The sequence below is a fragment of the Alcanivorax sp. DSM 26293 genome (assembly GCF_900107995.1).
In the GTDB taxonomy this organism is placed as follows: Bacteria; Pseudomonadota; Gammaproteobacteria; order Pseudomonadales; family Alcanivoracaceae; genus Alcanivorax.
Genome location: NZ_FNUM01000004.1, coordinates 112,836 through 134,861 on the forward strand (window position 1 = coordinate 112,836; position 22,026 = coordinate 134,861).

Below are 22,026 nucleotides of genomic sequence, written 5' to 3' on the forward strand. Positions count from 1 at the left end.
CCCAGCTTTTCCGGAGCCCTATGAGTAAGCTCAACCCCCGCCAGCAGGAAGCCGTGCATTACGCCGATGGCCCTCTGCTGGTATTGGCCGGGGCGGGTTCCGGGAAGACCAGCGTGATCACCCGCAAGATCGCCTGGCTGATCCAGGAACGGGGCATGTCGGCCCGCCATATCGCCGCGGTGACCTTTACCAACAAGGCCGCCCGGGAAATGAAAGAGCGGGTACAGTCGCTGGTGAGCCGGGACCTGACCCGCGGGCTGATTGTCTCCACCTTCCACAACCTGGGCCTGCGTATTCTCAAATCAGAGCTGAAGGCCTGCGGCCTGCGCAGCGGCTTCTCTATCCTCGACGGCGCCGACAGCAAGGAAATCCTCAAAGAGATTCTGCGCCAGGGAGAATCGGAACGGGATCTGGACGCGGTGGATGTGATCCACAAGCGGATTTCCGACTGGAAGAACGCCCTGGTGCTGCCGGAAGAAGCGGTCAGTACCGCCGAGACCGATGAGGATCTGCGCGCTGCCATGGCCTACGGCGGTTACGACCGCATGCTGCGGGTTTGTAATGCCGTGGATTTCGACGATCTGATCCTGATGCCGGCGCGCATGTTCCGCGAACAACCGCGCATCCTGGAAAAGTGGCGCAACCGCATCCAGTACCTGCTGGTGGATGAATACCAGGACACCAACGGCGCCCAGTACGAAATGGTAAAGATGCTCACCCTGCCGGCGGGCAAGTTCACCGTGGTGGGCGATGACGACCAGTCCATCTACGCCTGGCGCGGTGCCCGCCCGGAAAACCTGGCGCAATTGCAGCAGGACTGGCCGACCCTGAAAGTGGTCAAGCTGGAACAGAATTACCGCTCCACCGGTCGCATCCTGAAAGCCGCCAACACGGTCATCGCCAACAATCCCCACGAATTCGAAAAAAGCCTTTGGTCCGATTATGGCTACGGTGAGCCGATCCGCTTTTCCGCCCTGCGCGATGAAGAAGCGGAAACCGAATGGATTGCCAGCGACATCTTCCACCGCCGTCTTCAACAGGGTCTGAAGTGGAAGGACTTTGCGGTGCTGTATCGCGGCAATTTCCAGTCACGGATTCTGGAAATGAAACTGCAGAGTCTGTCGATTCCCTACAAGGTATCCGGGGGAAAAAGTTTTTTCTCGCGCAGCGAGATCAAGGATTTGATGTGCTACCTGCGCTTGCTGGTGAATCCGGACGACGACAACGCCTTCCTGCGCATCATCAACACTCCGCGCCGGGAGATCGGCCCGGCCACCCTGGAAAAACTCGCTACGTGGGCACTGAAGCGAGGACAGGGGCTTTACCATGTCTGTGACGACATTGCCCTCAGTGACGTCATGAGCCCCAAGGCTGCCGAGAAGCTGCAGGCGTTCAAGGCCTGGCTGGATGCCAAACGGCAGTTCTGTTTCGGCCACAACAGCCTGCAGGCAGTGCAGGAACTGATCACCGACATGGACTATGAAGGCTGGCTGATGCAGAACGCCTCCAGTCCGCGCATCGGCGAAAAAAATATTGAAAATATCTGGCAACTGGTGCGCAGCATTGAACGCATGCTGGAAAAGCAGGAAGACGAAGAAGACGGTGCCAGCGACCTGGAATCCGTCATCAAGAAACTGGTTCTGCTGGACATGCTTGAGCAGCAACAGGAAGAAGACGACTCCGACCGGGTCCAACTGATGACCCTGCACGCGTCCAAGGGGCTGGAATTCCCCCACGTCTACATGATGGGCGTGGAAGAGGAATTCCTTCCCCACCGCACCAGCATCGAAGAAGACAACATCGTCGAGGAACGCCGACTGATGTACGTGGGTATCACCCGCGCCCGGGAAACCCTGGCCATGACCCAGGCCCTGACCCGCAAACAGTACGGCGAAAAAATCGACACCACCGCCAGCCGCTTCGTGGACGAAATGCCCCAGGAGGATATCGACTATCTGGGCATCGGCATTCAGAAGGATGAAGCCAAGGAAGATGCGGTGGCAGAAGCCAGCATCGCCAATCTTCGGGCGTTACTGGATTGAACCTTACCACCCCCTTTCCGTAGGAGCGTCGCTCGCGGCGCGATACCCGTATCTTGCAAACACCTCCACGCTTTCTACGCCGCCGCTGTAGGAGCTCCTCTTGAGGGGCGAACCACGCATCAGCCTGGAAATCGCCGGCAGGGTGATCAGGAATAGCATAGCTTGCGATCCCGCCAAGCTATGCTGCCTCGCTACGCTCGGTTCGCCCCTCAAGAGGAGCTCCTACAGCGGCTTCGAAACAGCTTGGGGCAGAATGCCCCTGGCTATCGCGCCGCGAGCGACGCTCCTACGGCACGGGGAGAATCAGGAGTCTACTTGGCGCCGCTGAGCTGCAGCATGTAGATGACAGCGTTGCGGACTTCCTCGTCGCTGCAGTCGAAGCAGCCTCCACGGGGGGGCATGGAGTTGATGCCGGCGATGGCCTCGCTGACGATGGTGTCGAAACCTTCTTCTTCGATTTCGTGGGACCAGTAGAGGCGATGTTCCTTGCCGACTTTGGGAGCGCCAAGTGCGCCGGAGCCGTGGCAGGTGACACAGTATTGGCGGTACAACTGCGCCCCGTCGCGCGCCTGCGAAACATCCGCAGCGGCGGCCGGGGCGCTATCGTCGGAACAGGCTGCCAGCCACAGGGCCGACAGCAGGATTCCCAGGGAACGCAGCAAGATTATTGACTCTGCTCGACCATGTACTCGACGGCGGCCTTGATCTCGTCGTCAGAGCAATCCATGCACATACCCTTGGGCGGCATGGCGTTGAAGCCTTCGATGGCATGCTTGACCAGGGTGGCGTTGCCCTTGGCAATACGGGCACTCCACTCCGCAGCCACACCGGTCTTGGGGGCACCGGCTGCACCGGTGGCATGACAGGCGGCGCAGGCAGACTGATGCACCTGATCACCACTGCGCGGACCACTGGCCACTTCTTCTGTGGCAGCGGCAGCGCTGCCGCACTCATCACCCTCGACGCACACAGACCCTACCGGCTCAAGACGCTCGGCGGTGGCTCGCTCGCTGAATACAGAGCGCTCACCCAGCGGGTAAGGGGAGATTTCCTTGGTGCTCTTTGCAGCCACGCTACCGGCGGCAAACAGGGTAGCGACCAGTACCAGGCTGGCAGTCAGCATCTTTTTCACGATTCCACCTCTATTCTCTGTGTTTCGCCCGAGGGCGCTGCGCCGGCGATTATACCCGCTCAGGGCGTAGGGACAAAATGCTTGATGTATCGACTGTGGCCGGGAGTCCTGCGACAGGGGAAAACCGGTGCGCCATGCCATGACTGCCCGGCCCGGCAGCGAACAGGTCTAGTGTATTTCGATACGGGGTAATGACAGGGTGAAGCGGCTGCCTTCGTTGACCACACTGTCCACCTGGATGTCGCCGCCATGGCGTTCGGTCACCACCTTGACGAAGCGCAACCCCATGCCCGCCCCGCGGGTACGCGCGCCGCCGCTGGTGCTGGCCCGGCTAAAGCGCTGGAACAGTCGCTCCTGGAATTCCGGCGGAATGCCCACTCCCCGGTCACGGACCTCACAGACCACGGCCTCCTCCCGGGCATACAGGCGCACGTCCACGGAACTCCCCGCATGGCTGTATTTGATGGCATTGGTGAGCAGGTTCACCATCAGACGCTCGAGCAATTCGTTATTGCCCAGCACCCAGACCTCCTGATGGGGGTCGTAATCAAAGCGCAGGGTGATCTCCGCCTGCTGGGCCTGGATCTGCACCATATCAATGGCGCTCTCCACCACATCAAGCATGTCCTGCTCGTTCATTTCCACCGATTCCACCGCTTCCACCCGCGCCAGCTGGAGGAATTGCTCGGCGATGTTCAGGTTGCGCTGGGCATAATGTTGCACGTTGTCGAGAAACTCTCCGAGGGACTGACCCTCACCCTGCTGACGCATTTTCTCGGTAAGCGCCAACACCGATACCATGGGGGAACGCAGGTCGTGTGAGAGGAAATCCAGCATTTCAGAGCGGGCCCGCATGGCCTGTTTCACATCGCTGATGTCCTTGAAGGAGATAATCATCATCCGCCCCGGATTGTCACCGGCATGCACCAGCAGCATATCCAGGTAGAGATCGGCTCCCTGACGATTGCGGCATTCCAGCTGGGTACGGCCTTCCGCCAACGCCTGGCATAGCAGCTCATCCCAACTGTGTTCTCGCAGTTCCAGCTCTCTGCCCAGGTCTGTGACCGTGGGCTGCCCCGCATCCAGGGCCCCTATTTCCAGCCCCAGCAGAAAGGAGGCCTGGGGATTGGCGTAAACGATCACCCCGCAGGCATCCGCAATGACCACCCCTTCACGGATTTGCGCCAGGGTTACCTGGAAGAACCGCGTCAGGGCTTCCTGGCGATCCTCTTCCCGACGCAGACGGTCGATATGTTTTTCCAGCACTTCATAGCGGGGCCCGACGGTGGGCGCATGGGTACGCACTCGCACCAGCATGGCCCGCACCCAGTAATCATAGGTGTCCGCATGCAGGGCTTTATGCCAGACCAGGTCCAGTTCGTAGCGGCGGCCGGCATGCTTGAACCGATACTGGCGCGCCAGAGCGCCTTTCCAGGTGGCCGCCGGCAGACTGTCACCACCCCGGCAGGGTTTCTCGCCGCCCAGCAGCCGCCAGGCACGTACCGGTAACACCTGGTCAAACATGCGCCCCATTTGCTCCAGGCTGGATGGCCGTGTCAGCCGCTGGTTCAGGTCACTGTATTCGGACAACCGCTCAAGGGCATGACGCATGTAGGACAGGGAATATTCCAGACGTCGCCAGGTCCACAACGGGTACGCCATCAACGCCGCCGCCATGGCCCCGGAGGGCGGGAACCACAGGCGCAGCACGATCAGCACCACCATGCTTGTCAGCAGGCAGAGCAAAATCACCCCGCCCACCAGGGGAATACTCCAGCGCGGCAGCACATAGGGCAGCAGCAGCGGCGCCAGCAGGGCCAGCATGGTGCCCAACACCAGCACACTGCTCATGGGCAGTTCCCGGATCAAGCGATCCGCGCGCAGGGCATCCAGCAGATTGGCATTGACCTCCACGCCGGCCATCAACTCCCCCTGACTGGCCATGGGGGTGGGCAACATGTCGCCGAGACCGGCTGCGGTGGCACCAATCAACACGATCTTGTCACGGATCAGCTGTTCCGGGATCAGGTTATCCAGCAGCTCCACCGCCGATACCTGCGGATAGCTGTTGGGCCCGCTGACAAAGGGTAAATAGCGATGGTAACGGCGCACATTGGCCAGCCCGGAGAACTCTTCGCCCTTGTTGGCCGGGAAGGTGTTCTCCGGCAGCATCCCCTCCTGAATCAGCAGGGTCTGGGTGATATGGGGCCACCAGGCCTGGCCGATACCGGAGCGCATATACACGGAACGGGCCACTCCGTCGCTGTCCAGTTCCAGGTCCACATGGCCCAAACCTGCGGCAGCCCGGGCAAAAGGCGCATAGGGCAGGACTTCGATGAGCTGACCGCCAGCGCGCAGTTGCTCCACGTGCACCGGCAGGTAGACATGGCCATTGGCCGCCATGGCCTGCACCAGGGCGAGATCGGAATCCGGGTTGTTGCGGTCCGGCTCGGACAGGATCAGGTCCACCAGTATCGCCCGGGCGCCCATCTCGGTGAGGCGGTTGATCAGCCGGGCATGAACTTTACGATCCCAGGGCCAGCGGCCAATTTCCCGCAGGCTGTATTCGTCAATGCCGACGATAACCAGATCCGGGGAGGGGTCGTCAGGGAGGGTTTTGAGAAGGTTGTCGTAGATGTAGCGATCAATAAAAGACAAGGCCCCACTGATACTCAGCAGGGCACAGAGACCCACTACCAGAAACAGCACCGAAATGTGTTCCGCCAGATAGCGACGCTGATAGGCATTGAGGCGCGAACGCATCTATTACAGCGCCAGCAACAATGCGGCCCCGCCGAGGAAGACCCAGAGGTCCCATTTGGAATCCTTTTCCGCCACAGGCTCCGGGGGGGCCTCAATGGAGAAATCGGTCCAGCTTTCGTGGCCACGCAGACCATTCTCATCCACCGCACGTACCAGCAGGCCATAATCGCCCTCCGGCAGCGCCTGCTGCCATTGGCCCGCCTGAAGGGACGCCTGCCCCAACAGTGCCTTGTCGTCCTGGCGATACCATTCCAGCCAGTAGCTGGCCGCATCCGATTGGGTGGGCCATACCGCTGTGACGCCCTGATGGGAAGCGGTCAGCTCCACCGACGGCGCAGGCAACAGGGGAACCGGCTCGATAGGCGGCTCATCCAGTCTTGCCAGGGTGGCGAAGCCGGCCTGCACATCACGACGGGTTCCACGAGCACTGACATCCACCCGGCCATCCACCACCTCGTTGCGGGTGGTTTCACCGGCATCCACACTCACGTAGTACTCGGTACCACGCACCGCCGCCACCGCACCGGGGGTGAAGACCTTGAAAGTGCGATCGTCGTTGCTTGCCGGGGTTACCCGGTTACGGATATTGCCTCGCTCAAGGCGTAGCTCGGTCTGCTCGCCCTGTTGATCCAGAAAACGGCGATAGCGATTCACCACCAGCAGGCTGGCCGGCTTGATCACCACTTCGGACTGGTCAGCGAACTCCAGGCGGGCACTGCCGCCGGCGGCGGTTTCCAGCGCATCACCGAAGGCCACCTGCTCCCCGCTCTGCACTTGTCGGGCCTCGCCGCCGGCGGCGGGATACAGCATCACCTCACCGGTCACCGCAACCACGCGGGCCGGGATCGGCTTTTCCTTGAGCCAGGCGATCGGCACGAGCAGATTCTGGCCCGGTTCCACGCTGTGAGGGTCGGCCAGGGAATTATGGCTGGCCAGATCTCGCCAACAGGACGCCGGTTGCTGGGCAAATTGCTGGCAGACCTTCCAGAGGGTATCCCCGGGGCGCAGCGTGTAATGCCAGTCGTCCGATGCTGCTGCGGCAGTCGTCAGTCCCAGCAGCAAGGCTGCACACAACCAGACCCTCATAGCGTTATTCCTCAATCGGCTCCAGACGGTAACCATGCTGGTAGACCGTCTTGATGCGGTAGCCCTGCTCCGGGCGAATCTGAAGGCTGCGTCTGATGCGGCTGATATGCACATCCACGGTTCGTGATTCGATCGGGGTCATGATGCCCCAGACCTTTTCCAGCAGATGGGCACGGCTCATCAGCTTGCCCACATTCTGGAACAGATAGCTGGCGAGCTCATAATCCTTGTCGGTGAGCTTCACCGGCTCGTCCGCCAGCAAAATCTGCCGTCGCGATCGGTCCACTGTCCAGGGCCCCACTGTCAGGGCCGTTTCATCATCCATATCCGATACCCCCGCCCGGCGCCCAAGGGCGGCTATCCGGGCCAGCAATTCCGCTTGCTTGGTAGGTTTGACCATATAGTCGTCCGCGCCCTGGGAGAGAGCCCCCACAATGGAAGACTCGTCGTCACGCTGAGTGGCAAACAGCACCGGCGTGCGGTTACCGCTGGCCCGGACTTCCTCCAGCACGGCATAGCCGTTCATATCCGGCACTTCCCAATCCAGCACCAGGATGTCGAAGGTGTCGCGCCGTAACAGGGACATGAACTCGCGCCCGCTGGCCAGGTGAATACAGTTATGGCCCGCTTCCTTAAGCCAGTGAGTGACAAGCTCAGCCTGAGCCATGTCATCTTCCAGATAAGCAATGCGCACAGTTTTCTCCATCAGTTGGCGGCCAACATCTGCCCGAAGAGGGTACCGATTTATCAGGGGTATCACGGGAAAAGATTGTAAAATGGACAGCACCGACGTGCGAGGCCGAAAGCACCATCAGGCTGGCGATGCGGTCAGTTTGAGGCCGACGATACCGATCACTACCAGCCCCATGAAGGCCAGACGCGACAGGGTAGCCGGATCCTTGAAGAACAGGATGCCCAGCAGGGTGATCCCCACCGCCCCGAGACCGGTCCAGACCGCGTAGGCAGTGCCTACCGGTATGCCCTTCATGGCATAGGAAAGCATCAGCATATTGAGCGCGGTGAGCACCAGCGACGTGCCGATGGACGCGACTCCGGGCTGCATCTGGATCCACTTGAGACTCATTGCCCAGGCGATTTCCACAATCACTGCCAGTAATAACACAATCCAGTACAGGTTCATCCTGTTTCCTCCGATACGCTTGTCGTTTCACGGACACGGGCTCGTAAGGAAAGGCAGCGCTACCGGAAACCCGAAAGAGGCAGACTGCGGAGTGGTGACGGCCCAGATGGCACATCGCGCGCAGATTATAAGCATCTGCGCCCACATTGCATCCCATCCATGGACGCCAACGCCACAACCGGCTATCATTCGCGCCCGTTGAACCCCCAAGTTCTTCATCTGCAGACGGTCGGAACGGAGCAACCTCGTTCAACCCTCTGCAACCGGTTTTGCGCCCGTAGCTCAGCTGGATAGAGCGTTGCCCTCCGGAGGCAAAGGTCAGAGGTTCGAATCCTCTCGGGCGTGCCATATTAAAAAAGGGGCTTCCTGTTCAGGACGCCCCTTTTTTATTGTCCTGACCGGCTATTCCCCTGCCCCCTCCGACCGGTACTCGCTGGGTGAACAGCCCTGCCAGCGCCGAAAGGCGCGCACAAATCCCCCGGCGTCGGTGTAGCCCAGATGGGCAGCCACTTCCTCAATTTTCATGGCGGTGCTCCTGAGCAACTGCAGTGCCAGTTGGCGCCGCTCTTCTTCGACCAGGTCCCGGTAGCTGGTGCCCTCCTGTTCCAGTTTGCGGCGCAGGCTGCGCGCAGACAGTGCCAGCTCGCCGGCCATGTCATTGAGCGTCGCCCCCAGCCCCAGGTTGCCGAGCAGTTTCTGGCGCACCTTACCGGCAATGCCACTGCTTTCCACGGTCTCCATACGCTGTCGGCATTGCTGTTCAAGCATGCGGGTAAGCACCGGATCATAGCCGGGGAACGGCTGGCTGGCCCCGGCACGGTTGACCAGGAGCCGGTTGGCACGGGCATGAAAGGTGGGCGTCAGACCACATAGCGACGACACCACGGAGTCCGCCACATCCGGTTCGCCGGTGAACTCAATCCCCTGGAACGCCACCCCCTGAAGGGTGATTTCCCTGACCAGATTGATCGCCGTGGCCATGTCCCGCTCGAGCAGAAACTGGCGCAGGTGGGGCGGTATCGGGTCCGGGTCGAAGATCACGCCAAAGATATCGCCTTCCTCACAGACCGAAATCCGGCAGTAGGCGGTGCTCAGCGGCAGATAGCGTATGCCCAGGGTGACAGCATCGCGCAGGGTCTTGCAGGTGCGTAGGGCAAATCCCCACACCCCGAAGGTGGCCAGGTTGTATTGCAGGCCCAGCTCAAAACCCCCTACCCCTACAGATGGCAGGGCCAGCATGAGGTTTTCGATAAGACGCATTTCCTGGGTGCGGGTCACCAGCCCTTCGCCGCTGGACAATTCGGCCTCGGCAATGCCAGTGCCCAGCAAGCAGGTTTGCCGGTCAATGCCATGACGCTGGGCGAAGTTGAGCATGACCTGACTGATGGCCACGGGATGGAACTTGTCATCTGAATGCTGCATTAGCGATCCCGCAGATACCGCCCGGTCACACTCTGGCCACGAATGCAGGGCGATTGGCCACGGTGGCTATTCCGGCTGTTGTCGCGGCACCGTAGTGTTGAGGCTGATGATACCCACAAGAGGCAACACCATGGATTCAGCCGCATTGAACAAGCAGGCCATTGCCTGCGCCAAGCACTATATGGGGAAAACCGCCTGGCCGACAATGTTACTGACCGCCGCCGTGGTAGCCGCCTTCGTTGCCACGCTTGCCCTGTTCGCCAGTGGTTCCCTGCCCGCCTGGGGCGCCTGTCTGCTGGTCGCGGCACTGACGTATATGTCCTACACCCCATTGCATGAGGCGGCCCACGGCAACATCCATGGAAATAACGACAGACATAAATGGGTCAATGACCTGTGCGGGTATCTGGTGGCGCCGATCATCGCCATCCCCTATGCCTCACACCGCATCGAACATTTCACCCATCATCGCTTTACCAACCAGCCGGACAAGGACCCGGATTTCATTATCAGCGGAATGCAGAGCGGGCCCCTTGGCTTTCTGGCAGCCGGACTGCGATTTCAGTGGGTGCAGAATACCTTTTTTGTGCAGCACAGCTGGGGCAGTGCATCACTGAAAGAAAAGCTGATTTACAGCGCCGAGCTGGTGGTCTCGCTGGGCTGGCGCATTGCCTTTCTGGCCATGGTCGACCAGCCCGGCACCGTGGCGGTGATTCTGCTTGGCTACTATCTCGGCGGCCTTTTCACGGCCTACTGGTTTGCCTATCGCCCGCACCATCCTTACAAGGTCAGCGAGCGCTACCGCAATACCAACAGCCTGATCATGCCACGCTGGATGAAACCGCTGGAGTGGTTCTGGCTGGGACAAAACCTGCATTCCATCCATCACCTGTTCCCGCGAGTGCCCTTTTACCGTTATCACGCTCTGCATCGGGACATCGCGCCGATTCTTCAGGCCCAGGGCACGCCAATCATCGGCATATTTTCCCGCTTGCCGGTCGCGCCCTCAAACACCGCTGAGCAGATGCCTGCCGATTGAGCCTGCACAGTCCCGGCACGTCTCAAACAAACGGACTGCCAATAAAAAAGGGCCGGATTTTCCGGCCCTTTTTTTCTGCGGTCATCGACGTCAAGACGCTGAATCCGACGCCACCGTACCGGCTTCCCGCTCGGTTTCAGTGAGGTGCTTGGGGTTATCACCGGAAACCTTGCCCACCCACAGGGGGTGCGGCTCAGCCTGACGGATCCGCTTGCGGAACTGGCGCCGCACCACCCACAGGCAGGCTGCCACCGCCAGCAACAAGAGATTCACCAGACGGTTATCCGCTTCCAGCCAGGCATGGCTGCCTTCCAGCACAGTCTGCAACAGGGGAATGGCCAGGTAACAGAATGGTGCCATACGCAGCATCTGACTACTGAACCGCAACGGCGACGCGCGCAGACTCCAGGCCACCAGCAATACCAGGATAACGGCAAACACCCCCCGTTCCGCCACGGCCACCAGGCCCGCCAGCGGGGTATGGGGTAACAGCTTGCTGGCCAGGAAACTGAAGGCAATGCCGATCACCACGCCGGCACAAACGCCCAGGGTCAGACGTAACAGAAAGGCCGATGAGCGCCCGGGACCGGTGCGGTCCGAGCGACGCTCACACCAGAGAATGTTGCCGGAGACAAACAGCAAGGAGCCCAGCAACCCCAGGGCGAAGTACAACAGTTTCACCAGCAAGCCCCCGTAGTCACCGAAGTGCAGGGAGTAAACCGGGGACAAGCTGGCAAAGTTGAAACTGCGCTGCTCTGGCGCAATCACCCGTAACGGTCCCAGGGTCGGGTCCAGGACCACGTGGGCATGGTGCCCCAGATACCCGGGCACGGAGCCGGCCACATCGATCCAGCCAGCGGCATCGCCGTAGCCGCGGATTTCCAGCCAGTCCACGGTCAGATCCGGAAGTTCATTGCGGGCCGCGGACAACACGTCTTCCATCAACGGCATGGTCACGGTGTCGCCCTGGCTGTCCACCGCCGGCCATACTTCTGTCTCTTCCGTGATGACCCCGCGCAACTGGGGGCCGAACACCAGCGCCCCCAACAGCACCGCCACCACGGTGAACATGCCCATGGCGGCCCCGGTCACCGACATGATCAGGTGAAACGGAAAGCTGATGATGCCGATCACGTTATGCAGGTTTTTCCAGTAACGACGCATGTTGCCCTCGTGCTTGAGGGCAAAGAATTCCTTGCGGATTTTCGGCCAGTGGATCAGCAACCCGCTGAACAGGGCGACCCCGTACATCACCGAGATCAGGCCCATGAAGGTCATGCCGATATTGATCGGCCAGCCCGGATTGGGAATGCCAAGGGCAAAATGCAACTCGTTGATGAAATCCGCCAGGGCCGAGCGGGGCACGTCTTCGCGGACTCCCTCGGCATTGAAGTCCGTGGCATGGGCGGTGACCCAGTCGCCCTCCGAGGACTCGAACCACATGACCCCCGGATCTTCCGCATCCGGCAGCAGGTACAACCGCTTGCGGGCATCCGGATACTGACCGGTGACCTGTTCCAGCAACCCGTCCATGCCCATGGGCACAGAAGCCGGTTCCCCGTAGTGGGCCTCCTGCCAATGATGCAGTTCATGATGAAACACATTGATGGCACCGGCGAAAAACGCCACAAACAGTGCCAGACCACTGACCATGCCTACCCAGGCATGGAGATCGACCATCCGGCGCAAACGCTCACCCTTCATGCCCCGACTCCATATAGCGGGGTGGCCTGAAGGGCCAGCCAGGCGGCCAGATTCGCCACCCCCAGCGCCACAAGAATCGGTTTGGCCTTCGCCGGCAGCGCCACCAGCAGCACCAGCAACATCCACAGCAGCACGGCGGCAACCAACTGCAGCACCAGCCACTCCTGCCACGGCATCGGCAGAGCCGCCGCCAGCAGGCCGATCAGCATCAGGGACAGGGGGAGACTGAGCACGGTGCCCAGGGCATATCTCATCCGCGCACCCTCCGCTGGAAGCTGTCGCGGTAATGACCGGCCATCAACGGCAACAGCATCGCCGGCAGGACAAACACCCAGAGCGCCACAAAGAGCCCTACGCCTACCCCCAGACTGAGTATCCACAGCGCCGTGGCAGCAGCCAGCAGCAATACAGCCAGCAGGCGCACCATGGCTGGTAGCGGTTGCTTCAGCCAGCGCTGCTGGCGATCACTGAGATAAAAAAGGACAACGCTGGCCAGGGTGGCCAGAACGGCAAACCACATGGGAGAAGAACCCTGAAATACTGATAATGGTTCTCATTTAATACCAGTCTGCCGGGGCGCGTCAAACGGTACGGCTCGCGCCCTCGTCGCGCAGCGGCAACAGCTGCTGGGTGGCTTCGCTGAGTCTGGCCGTGGACAACTGATTCCAGTCCACCGCATCCCGGTCGGGCATCCACACATCCCGGAACGCCGCGGCATCCGCCAGGGCCATTTCCGGGGTCAGCATGGCCACGCCGTGATGATCACCGGCAATACCGCCGGCCTGTCTCACCGCCACCCACCAGGCCGGCGGCCGCCAGCGCAGGGCAACACCCGGCAAGTTGCAGCTCAGCTCTTTTTCCGACACACAACACTCCAGCAAGGTATCACGCTGGGCACTGAGCCCCTGGCGCCAGAGGACCGAGCCGGCCACCATCACCAGGGAGGGAAAGGCCCGCAGCAAGGCTCGACAACGATCCACCTCGTCCAGTTCTTCACCCAGGATGACCTTGAAGAAAACCGGGCGGGGCGGTGCCACCTGCTTGATGACCCCCGCTTCCAGCCAGCGCAGCGCCACATCCAGAGCCTGATCTTCTTCCCCGGGCAATAATTGCTTCAGGTCTGACAGGGCAAATACCCGAGGCAAGCTTTCCAGTGCCGGAGCCAGTCGATTCGCAGCCAACATCAACGATCCACCTGGTTGGCCAGTGGCAACTGCAGGCCCAGCCATTGGCGCACCGTCATTACCCGATAGAGGATATGGCAGATGGCCGTGAGCCGGCGCGGCTCAGGCAGCCCGCATCGCCGCAGGGCCGCCACTTCCTCCAGCTGATGCTGCAGCAGGCTGATTTCCCGGCTACGACTATCGGTGGGGCGTTGGTACTGGGCCAGTCGCACGGTGAGCAACTGCCCTTGCATATCCTCCTCCAATGCCGCGTAGGCTCGCTCAATCAGGCTGTGACTGGTGAGATGACGCAACATCCCGGAAGAATGGCGCCGCCGTCCACCCCGCCGAACCGGACTGACAAACATCGCCAGCAAGTCCACCAGGCGGTGCAACAGAGGCAACCAGGACGCCCCCCTGCGGGTGGCATGCAGGTACCACCACCAGGCACGCAAGCGGCCGATGTCCTGACGCAGCATCCGCACCCTGGCGTAATGTCGCCCCTCACCACTGGAGGCATAGCTGGCGCGATACACCGCCAGATACTCACCCAGCGCCTGAAGGCGATGCTCCACGGCGGTAAGTGCCAACTCCTGCTGACGCCAACGATCCGTTTCCGACTGGCTTGCCATACCCGAAACTCCTGCAACTGCTACTGCTTAATATGCACTGCAACTCATAAACCCGGTTCCGGCACGCGCATTCGACGGCCAAAACCCGGCAGGATCACTCTAGCGGCGGGCCGGTGCTATCCACAGTGGAATTTCGTTTTGCCTCGTTGCCGTTTGTATCTTGCTGCTACCGGATGGTTGCCTGAATTTGCACTGTAAGATATCGCCTACCGGTATGTACGCTGATATCCTAGTCAGATCATCGCTTTTCTTGCAGGACCTCCATTGCCCACCCGCCCTTTCGCTGCCCTGCTTTTCGTGATCGCCAGTCTTGCCCACAGCCATCCCGGCGGCCTGGACAGCCAGGGCGGACACATCGACCGGGCCACCGGCAGCTATCATTGCCACCGTGAACCCTGCCTGACCCTGCATCGTCAGCAACAGCAAGCGGAACAGGAAGCCCGCGAGCAGAACCGGGCCTTTTCCGGTCTCTACGAACGCAAGGACTGGCCCCACTGGCTGGACCAGGATGGGGACTGCCAGGACACCCGCGCAGAGATACTGATTGCCACCAGCCAGGTGCCGGTTACCTTTACCCGGGATGACCGTTGCACCGTGGCCACCGGTCGCTGGCATGACCCTTACAGCGACACCGTTTTTACTTCCGCCAGCGAGCTGGATATCGATCATCGGGTCCCCCTGCGCCATGCACACGGCCATGGGGGTGATCGCTGGGATGAGAGCTTGCGACGCCAGTTTGCCAATGACCCCGCCAACCTGTTGCCGGTGTCAGCCAGCGCCAACCGCAGTAAAGGGGCCAGCAGCCCGGACCAGTGGCTACCGGAAAACCGCAGCTACTGGTGCCAGTACGGGCAACACTGGCAAGGCATCAAACAGCGCTATCAGTTGCTGATAACGCCACCGGAACAACAGGCCATTGAGTCATTGCTGGCGACCTGCCAGGTGGCCCAAAAGCGCCCATAAAAAAAGCCGCCCGAAGGCGGCTTTTTCAACATGAAAACGCGGCTTTTATTGCTCGGCAGCGTCCTTCATGCTCTCTGCGGATTCTTCCGCACTTTCATAGGCGTTATCGAGATCTTCGCCCATTTCTTCCATGGGACCTTGCGGGTTCATGGAGTCTACTGCTTCATCCACTTTTTCACCGGCTTTCTCCACCGGCCCATCGTTACTGTCGCACCCGACAAGCAGGGCGGAAAAGGCAAACAGGGCAGCCAGAATTACTTTACCGAAAGTACGCATAGACTCACTCCTTGAAGTATCAGTGATTCGAACATCCCTGACTGTAAAGCCATCCCACGTCAAAACCCAAGAATTAACGCGCAAAGCAGGGCCATTTTACGAATCATTACGTTGCCTGTCTTGTGCGGATGCAGCCATTTACGCACGCCCACTCCAGGGGTTCCGACAGGCCGGCCACTCCCTGCTATGATGCGGTCAGGACAAGGAGAACCCATGAAACAATTAGGCCGTAATGTGGGCGGACTGGCGCAACTGGTCACCCGTGTAGGCAATGAAATCACCCAGGTGGTACAGGATATTCATGGTGCTGTGGCCAACCCGTTTGGCTTGCGCGGCAACGATTACACCCCCGCACCGATGGTCTACAACCTGATTCGCTACGGTTTCCGCCAGGCGGGCAACGTGGCAGGCATGGCCGACCTGCTGGCGGACCCGAACCGGGAACTGCGCGACAGCCTGGATCTGCAAAGCATCGTCAACGGGGTTTTCGGGCAACTGCTGGCGGAACAGAACAGTCCCTATGCCCTGCGGATGACATTACTGCCCACCGGCCCGGTTCAGGGCGACACACTTGTGGTCTTTTTGCATGGCCTGTGCATGAACGATGCCTGCTGGAGCAACCCGGCGGCAGATGCCTTCAACCACTGGGCCCGCACCGAACTGAAAGCCGATGTCCGCTACCTGCGCTATAACACCGGCCTGCATATTTCCGATAATGGCCGCAAGCTGGCAGGGCTGCTGGCGCATACCGTCCTGCCGCAGCGGGTGATTCTGATCGGCCACTCCATGGGCGGACTGGTGGCCCGCAGCGCCCTGCATCAGGGCCGCCAGCGCGGCGACGCCTGGACCGACAAGGTCACCCATCTGGCCTGCCTGGGGTCGCCGCACCAGGGCGCTCTGCTGGAGCGTGCCGGCAACCAGGCCAACCGTCTGCTCGGCGCCACACCGTATTCACGCCCCCTGATGCGGCTCGCCAACCTGCGCTCCGATGGCATCCGCGACCTGCGCTTCGGTTATGTCCTGGAAGACCAGTGGCGTGACCGGCCTCTGGACGAGTCCCGTCCCAGCAGCAAGGTGCCGCTGGATACCCAGGTGGAGCAGTTATTCATCGCCGGCAGTGTCAGCGAGCCGGGCCACCCCCAACCCCGCGGGGACTGGCTGGTGACCGTGGACAGCGGCCTGGCCACGCGCCTCTACCCTGAAGCGGAACGGCTGACCCGGGAGCTGTTCTACCAGATGGGGCACATGACCATGATTGAGGAAAGCCGTACCTATGCGCGCATCCAGCGGTGGCTGGAGGCGTAAATGCGATGCACGCTCTGTGAGAGCCCGGCACGGCCGTTTGCCCGGGTAGAAAGCCGCGACTATTTCCGCTGCGAGACTTGTCGGCTGACCTTTGAAGACCCGGCCAGACTGCCCGATGCGGACACGGAAAAGGCCCAGTACGACTTGCATGACAATAACCCGGCGGACCCCGGATACCGGGGCTTTCTGGCCCAGCTGGCCGACCCGCTTTGCGAGCGGCTGAAGCCCGGCGATGGCGGCCTGGACTTTGGCTGCGGGCCGGGCCCGGCACTGGCACAGATGCTGGAAGAACGGGGTTTTTCCTGCCAGACCTATGATCCGATCTATGCCCCGAACCGGGGACAACTGGACTCGCAATACGATTTTGTGACTTGCACGGAGGTGGTGGAGCACCTGCATCACCCTGCCCGGGAGTGGCAGCAATTTGCCCGCCTGGTGAAACCGGGCGGCTGGCTGGGCATCATGACCCGCTGGCTGATCGACGATGATGCCTTCCCCAACTGGCATTATCGCCGCGACCCCACCCACGTGTGCTTCTGGCAGCCGGAGACCTTCGCCTGGCTGGCCCGGCAGCAGGGCTGGGAAGTGACGCTGACAGGGAATCCTGTGGTGTTGATGCAGAAGATCTAGGGAACCTCTGAATAACTCCTTGCACGCTTCAGGCCACGCTGAGCATGCAAGGAGTTATTCAGAGGTTCCCTAGACTACCCCGCTACGATCACTGCCACGCCCACCGCCAGCAGCGCCAACGGTACGATGATGATCGCCTGCCGCGCGAGACGCGCTCCCCAGTGGCGATGAGTGCTTGAATACCGCTCCATGAAGCCCCCTTCACAAGAAATTCACGCCCGAAGTCTCGAGTATAGGAGGCATTCAATGACGGTTAATCGCCCAAATGGGTGAAAGATTGATGGCAATGCCAGACAAACGAACCAGCGCAACCCGGAAATATACGTTCGGGCACACCATTGCCTGAGCAGCGGCAGGAGAAAAAGCCGCCCGAAAAGAGATCACGTTCCACGGATTCACCGCCATATCCCTTGCGCGCATGCCCGGCCCCGCTTGCCGGTTGTCATTGAACGTCACGAAAGGTCGCTAAAGACTGTGCAACCAGAATTGCAGGGATTTGCGACTTGGCGCCGCCTCCCCCACATCGGTCCAGTCGAAATGGGCTACCAGCTGGTTCTGGGGGAAATAGCCCCGGCCCCGCCAGAAATCATCCAGCGACCGGTAATCGTCCGGGCGAAGGGGGTGATCCTCCGGCCGTTGTACCGCGCAGAACGCGGTATGCAGGAATCCGAAATCCGCCGCATATTGTTCTCGCAGATCAAAGAACCGGTGACCGATTCCTTCACCCCGGTAGGGCTTTAAGAGCACCGACTCGCCGAAATAGAACACCGAGCCCAGCTCCGCGCCCAGTTGCCGAAACGGGGCCTGGAACTCCTCATCCGCTTCCAGCAATGGCAACGCCGTGGCCGCGCCTACCAGCCGGTTGAATTCCAGCGCCAGCACAAAAACACTGCGATCAGACTGGGCGTAGCGATCCAGATAGCGGCGCTCATACTCCCGATTCCCCTCATACAGGTAAGGAAAATCCCGGAAGACCTCAATGCGCAACTCGGCCAGTTCATCCAGCCAGGGTTCCACCGCAAAACCGGTGACAGGGCGAATTTCCACATGGGACATGGCAGCTCCTGGAGATAAAACGGACGACAGCAAACCAATAGCATGATGACAGAGGAAAGGAAAATTGCCTTTTGGAGGATAGAGGAGCTTCAGGCTCCCATCCAATCCGTATTGGGTCAGAGGTGAGCTGGTTGTGTTTGGATAGACCTGTCGAGTTCTGAATGGCCTGAACGCCCTTCGGTCGATTTCCGCGCAAGCGCGGTTCGCACCTCAAGAGGTACTCCTACAGGGGCTTCGTAGAAATGCCGACTTCCGGGGAACTTGCCAGACCCTCCCTAACCAGCGAGCTGAACTCTCCCCGGCCAGGCGAGGATCGCGCCGGTCACCGCCAGCACCACAAACACGGCCCGGCGAAACCGCTGCTCGTCGACCCGGTGGTGCAGCACTTCCCCCAGCACCATGGCCACCACCACCACCGGTACCAGCATGGCAATGCGCGGCGCCGCCGGCAGCAGACTGCCATCCAGCAGGAACACCAGGGTCAGCAGGCTGTTCAGGACCAGCCATACCAGAATCAGGGTGGCGCGGAAGCGTTGTTTGTCCAGGGACAGACCGCTGAGGGCATAGACCAGTAAAGGGCCGCCTGACGCGAACAGGCCATGGGTGATGCCCGCCATGAACATCCACACTCGGGCCCACAGGACTCCATGGACCGTCGCCATCGCACCGCGCCACATACGCCACAGTTCCCGACCGCTGAACCACAGCACCAGCACACCGAAGGCATGCTTGAGCACCTGGTCGCCCAGCCAGGGACGCAGCCCATAACCGGCCAGGGTCCCGATCACCATCAACGGCAGAATCAGTTGCCACAGGGTGGGCCAGTGAATGGCATGGCGATGCCGCCAGCTGAGGGTGCTGCTCATGACGATATTGAGCGGCACCAGCACCGGCAGGATCTCCGTGATCGGCAGCACCAGGGCGCCAAGGGACAGGGCGATGACGATACTGCCGAAGCCGGTGGCCGCTTCGGTGGTGAAGGCCAGGAAGATGAACAGCCCCAGCAACAGCCAGGGCAGGGTGATCATGTCGACCATTAATGGGGTTCCAGTTCGGAGGCGAACTTGCGCACCATCATGCGCTGATAGACATCCGGGGCCAGCCGCCACAGCAGGCTGGCAAACCAGGTGAAGCGGTCCGGGAAGAGACGTTTTTTCTTGCGGTAGTACGCCTCGAACACTCGCTCGGCCATCCACTCCGGGGTCTGCATGGCACCGACCATGGAGCGGGGGTGCGCAGCGGGCTGGCCATCATGGCCCAGGGCATTGGCCTCAATGGGCGTATCCAGGAAGCTGGGATAGACCATCAGGATATGCACCCCGTACTGGGCCACTTCCCCTCGCAATACTTCGAAAAACTGGCTCAGGGCACTTTTTGCGCTGCAATACCCGGCCCGACCCAGCACCGGCATCCAGCCGGCCATGGAACCGATATTGATGATACCGCCACCACTGCGTTTGAGCAGCGGCAAGCAGGCCACGGCCATTTCCACCGGCGCCTGCCAGTCCACCGCCATGACCTTGCGGAACACGGCCAGGTCGGTCTTGTCCGCCAGAGAGCGGTGGGTGATACCCGCGTTGTTGATCAGCACATCCAGGCCACCTTCCTTTTCCTTGAGCAAGGCCACCAGTCGGGTGATTGCCTCACTGTCGGTCACGTCCAGCCGGTGAAAACTCACCCGGGACGGATCCTCCTTGGCCAGGGCATCAGCCCGCGCCCCCAGTTGCAGGGCATTCATATCCGTCATGATGACGCGATGGCCCAGCGCAAAGGCCTGCTGGGAGAGTGCCCAGCCAAGACCGGAGGCGGCGCCGGTAATCAGTATGGTTTTCATGGCTGCTTCCTCGGTTGTTGGCCGGCCATATAGAAGCGAAACACCTGCTCCGAGGTCTTGCGCGGGACATAACCGAATTCTTCCTTGAGACGTCGGTTGGCCAGTACCGGTCGGTAGCGCAGGAAATTCACCTGCGCCGGGGTGTATTGGGTCAATCCAAGCCGATTGCCGAGCCACAGGGCGGCACGAATCAGCCCGGCGGGCACGGAAATCACCGGCTTGCCGAGCAGCCGGCCCAGCTCGTGAAGACTCAGGGCCCCATCTCCGGCCAGGTTATAACAGCCAGCTTTGCTCTCCAGGACTCCCTTCTGAATGATCTCCACCACATCCTGGTCCCAGATGAACACGAACGGCGACGCAGAACCGGCCACCGCCACCAGGCGCGGCTTTTCAAACAACCGGGTAATCAGATTGCGGGTGTGGGCGCCCAGCACGGTACCCGGACGCAGTACCAGCTGCTTCAGTGCCGGATGGCTCTGACGATACTCCGCCAGCAGGGCTTCCACCTGGCGCTTGTGATCCGAGTAGGCAAACTCCGGATTGCCGCGCAGGGCGTCTTCCTCATCCAGCCAGGCGGGGTTGTCTGGGTGGTAGCCATAGGCGGCGCCGGAGCTGGTCACCACCAGCTGTTCCACGCCCGCCGCCACACAGGCGTCCAGCACGTTGCGGGTGCCATTCACATCGATATCAAAATCCCGGGCCCGGTCACCGGAATCCTCCAGCACCGCGGCCAGATGCACCACTTGGTGTATCCCATGCTCACGGATCAGGTGCTTCAGGTCCGGGTCACGGATATCCATGACAAAAAACGGGAAATCGGCACTGTCATCCGCCCGGATATCCACCCCGACCACATGGTGGTCCTGGCTCAGCCGACGGGCGACCTGGCTACCAATGTAGCCGGCGGCACCGGTGATCAGGATGCGTCGTTGCATGATGCCTCCTCGCGGTTTTGGCGATCGTCATGGCCCCGCGACCACCACCAGGCCAGCAGCAGACCGGAAATCAGGTGCCAGACCCCCCAGAAGGCGGCAATCAGGATCATGCCGCTGGCCTGGGGGAAAAAGGTAAACAGGATGGCCAGCCCCAGACCGGAGTTCTGGATGCCCACTTCCATGGTGATGGCTCGGCGGTCCTGCCGGGGCAGGCCGGTGAGTCCCCCGGCGAAGGCGCCCATGCCCAGGGCCAGCAGGTTCTGCAACACCACCAGGATGACAATGCGATCCGCCGTGGCCAGAAACACCTCCATGTTGTTGCCGAAGGCCACACCGACAAACAACAAGAGCACCAGCAAGGTGATGACCCGCATGGGCTTTTCCGCCCTGGCAGCAAAACGGGGAAACAGTTTGCCGGTCATCATTCCCACCAGCAGCGGCAGGCCCAGCACCAGCGCCACCAGGATCAGGATGTTCATGCTGTCCAGCTGGATGTCTGTCAGCATCGACCGGGTATGCGGGTTGAGCCAGCCGTAGAGCGCAAAGTTGAACGGCGTCATCACCATGGCCGCCAGGCTGGAGACTGCCGTCATGCTCACCGACACGGCCACGTTGGCCCGGGCCAGCCAGGTCATGATGTTGGAGAACGAGCCTCCGGGGCAGGACGCCACCAGAATCATCCCCAGGGCCATTTCCGGATCCACTTCGAAGAACCAGGTGGTCAGGCAGGTGGCCGCGGGCAGCAGTACGAACTGGGCAAGCAGACCGACAATGGGCGCATCCGGGCGCTTGAGCACCCGGCGAAAATCCTCACCGGTGAGTGACAGCGACACCCCGAACATCATAAATGCCAGGATCACATTGAGAATCAGCAGATTCTCGCTACTGAACTGCACCTCCACC

24 protein-coding genes and 1 tRNA gene are annotated in these 22,026 nt (G+C 61.0%); 6 read left to right on the top strand and 19 right to left on the bottom strand.

Annotation, left to right across the window (positions count from 1 at the left end; genetic code table 11):
* Positions 1-20 precede the first annotated feature (20 nt).
* Positions 21-2,042 carry a DNA helicase Rep gene (gene rep / locus C4S63_RS08965; protein ID WP_062814835.1) on the top strand — a complete coding sequence of 674 codons (2,022 nt, stop codon included), beginning with the start codon at positions 21-23 and terminating at the stop codon, positions 2,040-2,042.
* 311 nt (positions 2,043-2,353) lie between these two features.
* Here the strand turns inward: rep and C4S63_RS08975 are convergent, their stop codons facing one another.
* The 6 genes from C4S63_RS08975 to C4S63_RS09000 all read right to left on the bottom strand — a co-directional run bounded on the left by C4S63_RS08975 (position 2,354) and on the right by C4S63_RS09000 (position 8,164).
* Positions 2,354-2,704, bottom strand: coding sequence for a cytochrome c5 family protein (locus C4S63_RS08975; RefSeq protein ID WP_231874126.1), 351 nt, complete (start codon positions 2,702-2,704; stop codon positions 2,354-2,356).
* Positions 2,705-2,706: 2 nt separating this feature from the next.
* Positions 2,707-3,165, bottom strand: coding sequence for a cytochrome c5 family protein (locus C4S63_RS08980; RefSeq protein WP_103917392.1), 459 nt, complete (start codon positions 3,163-3,165; stop codon positions 2,707-2,709).
* A 177-nt stretch (positions 3,166-3,342) separates the two neighbouring features.
* On the bottom strand, positions 3,343-5,937 hold the full coding sequence (locus C4S63_RS08985; protein WP_062814839.1) for a CHASE2 domain-containing protein: 2,595 nt from the start codon (positions 5,935-5,937) through the stop codon (positions 3,343-3,345).
* 3 nt (positions 5,938-5,940) lie between these two features.
* Entirely contained in the window at positions 5,941-7,023 is a 1,083-nt protein-coding gene (locus tag C4S63_RS08990) for a FecR domain-containing protein (protein WP_103917393.1), read from the bottom strand.
* Positions 7,024-7,027: 4 nt separating this feature from the next.
* The gene (locus C4S63_RS08995; protein WP_062814841.1) at positions 7,028-7,717 is read right to left on the bottom strand and encodes a response regulator transcription factor; all 690 of its coding nucleotides are present in this window, start codon (positions 7,715-7,717) and stop codon (positions 7,028-7,030) included.
* Between the two features lie 117 nt (positions 7,718-7,834).
* Positions 7,835-8,164 carry a multidrug efflux SMR transporter gene (locus C4S63_RS09000; RefSeq protein WP_062814842.1) on the bottom strand — a complete coding sequence of 110 codons (330 nt, stop codon included), beginning with the start codon at positions 8,162-8,164 and terminating at the stop codon, positions 7,835-7,837.
* A gap of 271 nt (positions 8,165-8,435) precedes the next feature.
* Here C4S63_RS09000 and C4S63_RS09005 point away from each other — a divergent pair.
* Positions 8,436-8,512, top strand: a tRNA-Arg gene (locus C4S63_RS09005).
* A 54-nt stretch (positions 8,513-8,566) separates the two neighbouring features.
* Here C4S63_RS09005 and C4S63_RS09010 read toward each other — a convergent pair.
* Positions 8,567-9,586 (bottom strand): AraC family transcriptional regulator, encoded by a 1,020-nt coding sequence (locus C4S63_RS09010; protein ID WP_062814843.1) that lies wholly within the window; start codon positions 9,584-9,586, stop codon positions 8,567-8,569.
* Between the two features lie 130 nt (positions 9,587-9,716).
* Here C4S63_RS09010 and C4S63_RS09015 point away from each other — a divergent pair, with 130 nt between their 5' ends.
* A complete protein-coding gene (locus C4S63_RS09015; protein ID WP_234999976.1) occupies positions 9,717-10,625 on the top strand; it encodes a fatty acid desaturase in 909 nt (302 codons plus the stop codon).
* A gap of 90 nt (positions 10,626-10,715) precedes the next feature.
* On the opposite strand, the gene C4S63_RS09020 is transcribed toward C4S63_RS09015, so the two are convergent.
* From C4S63_RS09020 to C4S63_RS09040, 5 genes are all read right to left on the bottom strand, one after another.
* Positions 10,716-12,329, bottom strand: coding sequence for a PepSY domain-containing protein (locus C4S63_RS09020; protein WP_062814845.1), 1,614 nt, complete (start codon positions 12,327-12,329; stop codon positions 10,716-10,718).
* Positions 12,326-12,583 (bottom strand): hypothetical protein, encoded by a 258-nt coding sequence (locus tag C4S63_RS09025; protein ID WP_062814846.1) that lies wholly within the window; start codon positions 12,581-12,583, stop codon positions 12,326-12,328. The genes C4S63_RS09020 and C4S63_RS09025 overlap by 4 nt, the downstream gene beginning before the upstream one ends.
* Positions 12,580-12,849 carry a hypothetical protein gene (locus C4S63_RS09030; protein ID WP_062814847.1) on the bottom strand — a complete coding sequence of 90 codons (270 nt, stop codon included), beginning with the start codon at positions 12,847-12,849 and terminating at the stop codon, positions 12,580-12,582. The genes C4S63_RS09025 and C4S63_RS09030 overlap by 4 nt, the downstream gene beginning before the upstream one ends.
* A 61-nt stretch (positions 12,850-12,910) precedes the next feature.
* Positions 12,911-13,513: a hypothetical protein gene (locus C4S63_RS09035; RefSeq protein WP_062814848.1), complete on the bottom strand. Its 603-nt coding sequence runs from the start codon at positions 13,511-13,513 to the stop codon at positions 12,911-12,913.
* Positions 13,513-14,124 carry a hypothetical protein gene (locus tag C4S63_RS09040; RefSeq protein ID WP_062814849.1) on the bottom strand — a complete coding sequence of 204 codons (612 nt, stop codon included), beginning with the start codon at positions 14,122-14,124 and terminating at the stop codon, positions 13,513-13,515. Before C4S63_RS09040 ends, C4S63_RS09035 begins: the two co-directional genes overlap by 1 nt.
* 264 nt (positions 14,125-14,388) lie before the next feature.
* Here C4S63_RS09040 and C4S63_RS09045 point away from each other — a divergent pair, with 264 nt between their 5' ends.
* Positions 14,389-15,087 (top strand): HNH endonuclease, encoded by a 699-nt coding sequence (locus C4S63_RS09045; protein ID WP_062814850.1) that lies wholly within the window; start codon positions 14,389-14,391, stop codon positions 15,085-15,087.
* Between the two features lie 45 nt (positions 15,088-15,132).
* Here the strand turns inward: C4S63_RS09045 and C4S63_RS09050 are convergent, their stop codons facing one another.
* Positions 15,133-15,363 carry a hypothetical protein gene (locus tag C4S63_RS09050; protein ID WP_062814851.1) on the bottom strand — a complete coding sequence of 77 codons (231 nt, stop codon included), beginning with the start codon at positions 15,361-15,363 and terminating at the stop codon, positions 15,133-15,135.
* Between the two features lie 213 nt (positions 15,364-15,576).
* On the opposite strand from C4S63_RS09050, the gene C4S63_RS09055 reads away from it, so the two are divergent.
* Both C4S63_RS09055 and C4S63_RS09060 read left to right on the top strand, forming a co-directional pair.
* Positions 15,577-16,668: an alpha/beta fold hydrolase gene (locus C4S63_RS09055; RefSeq protein ID WP_062814852.1), complete on the top strand. Its 1,092-nt coding sequence runs from the start codon at positions 15,577-15,579 to the stop codon at positions 16,666-16,668.
* Positions 16,669-17,298, top strand: a complete 630-nt coding sequence (locus tag C4S63_RS09060) for a class I SAM-dependent methyltransferase (RefSeq protein ID WP_062814853.1) — start codon at positions 16,669-16,671, stop codon at positions 17,296-17,298.
* A gap of 243 nt (positions 17,299-17,541) precedes the next feature.
* Here C4S63_RS09060 and C4S63_RS17280 read toward each other — a convergent pair whose 3' ends face one another.
* The 6 genes from C4S63_RS17280 to C4S63_RS09085 all read right to left on the bottom strand — a co-directional run bounded on the left by C4S63_RS17280 (position 17,542) and on the right by C4S63_RS09085 (position 22,025).
* Entirely contained in the window at positions 17,542-17,754 is a 213-nt protein-coding gene (locus C4S63_RS17280; RefSeq protein WP_146063372.1) for a hypothetical protein, read from the bottom strand.
* Between the two features lie 9 nt (positions 17,755-17,763).
* Positions 17,764-18,354 carry a GNAT family N-acetyltransferase gene (locus C4S63_RS09065; protein ID WP_082810711.1) on the bottom strand — a complete coding sequence of 197 codons (591 nt, stop codon included), beginning with the start codon at positions 18,352-18,354 and terminating at the stop codon, positions 17,764-17,766.
* Between the two features lie 275 nt (positions 18,355-18,629).
* Positions 18,630-19,391, bottom strand: coding sequence for a sulfite exporter TauE/SafE family protein (locus C4S63_RS09070; protein WP_103917395.1), 762 nt, complete (start codon positions 19,389-19,391; stop codon positions 18,630-18,632).
* A complete protein-coding gene (locus C4S63_RS09075) occupies positions 19,391-20,188 on the bottom strand; it encodes an SDR family oxidoreductase (protein ID WP_062814855.1) in 798 nt (265 codons plus the stop codon). The genes C4S63_RS09070 and C4S63_RS09075 overlap by 1 nt, the downstream gene beginning before the upstream one ends.
* Positions 20,185-21,123 (bottom strand): SDR family oxidoreductase, encoded by a 939-nt coding sequence (locus C4S63_RS09080; RefSeq protein ID WP_062814856.1) that lies wholly within the window; start codon positions 21,121-21,123, stop codon positions 20,185-20,187. Before C4S63_RS09080 ends, C4S63_RS09075 begins: the two co-directional genes overlap by 4 nt.
* Positions 21,105-22,025 (bottom strand): bile acid:sodium symporter family protein, encoded by a 921-nt coding sequence (locus C4S63_RS09085; protein WP_062814857.1) that lies wholly within the window; start codon positions 22,023-22,025, stop codon positions 21,105-21,107. Before C4S63_RS09085 ends, C4S63_RS09080 begins: the two co-directional genes overlap by 19 nt.
* Position 22,026: the final 1 nt, after the last annotated feature.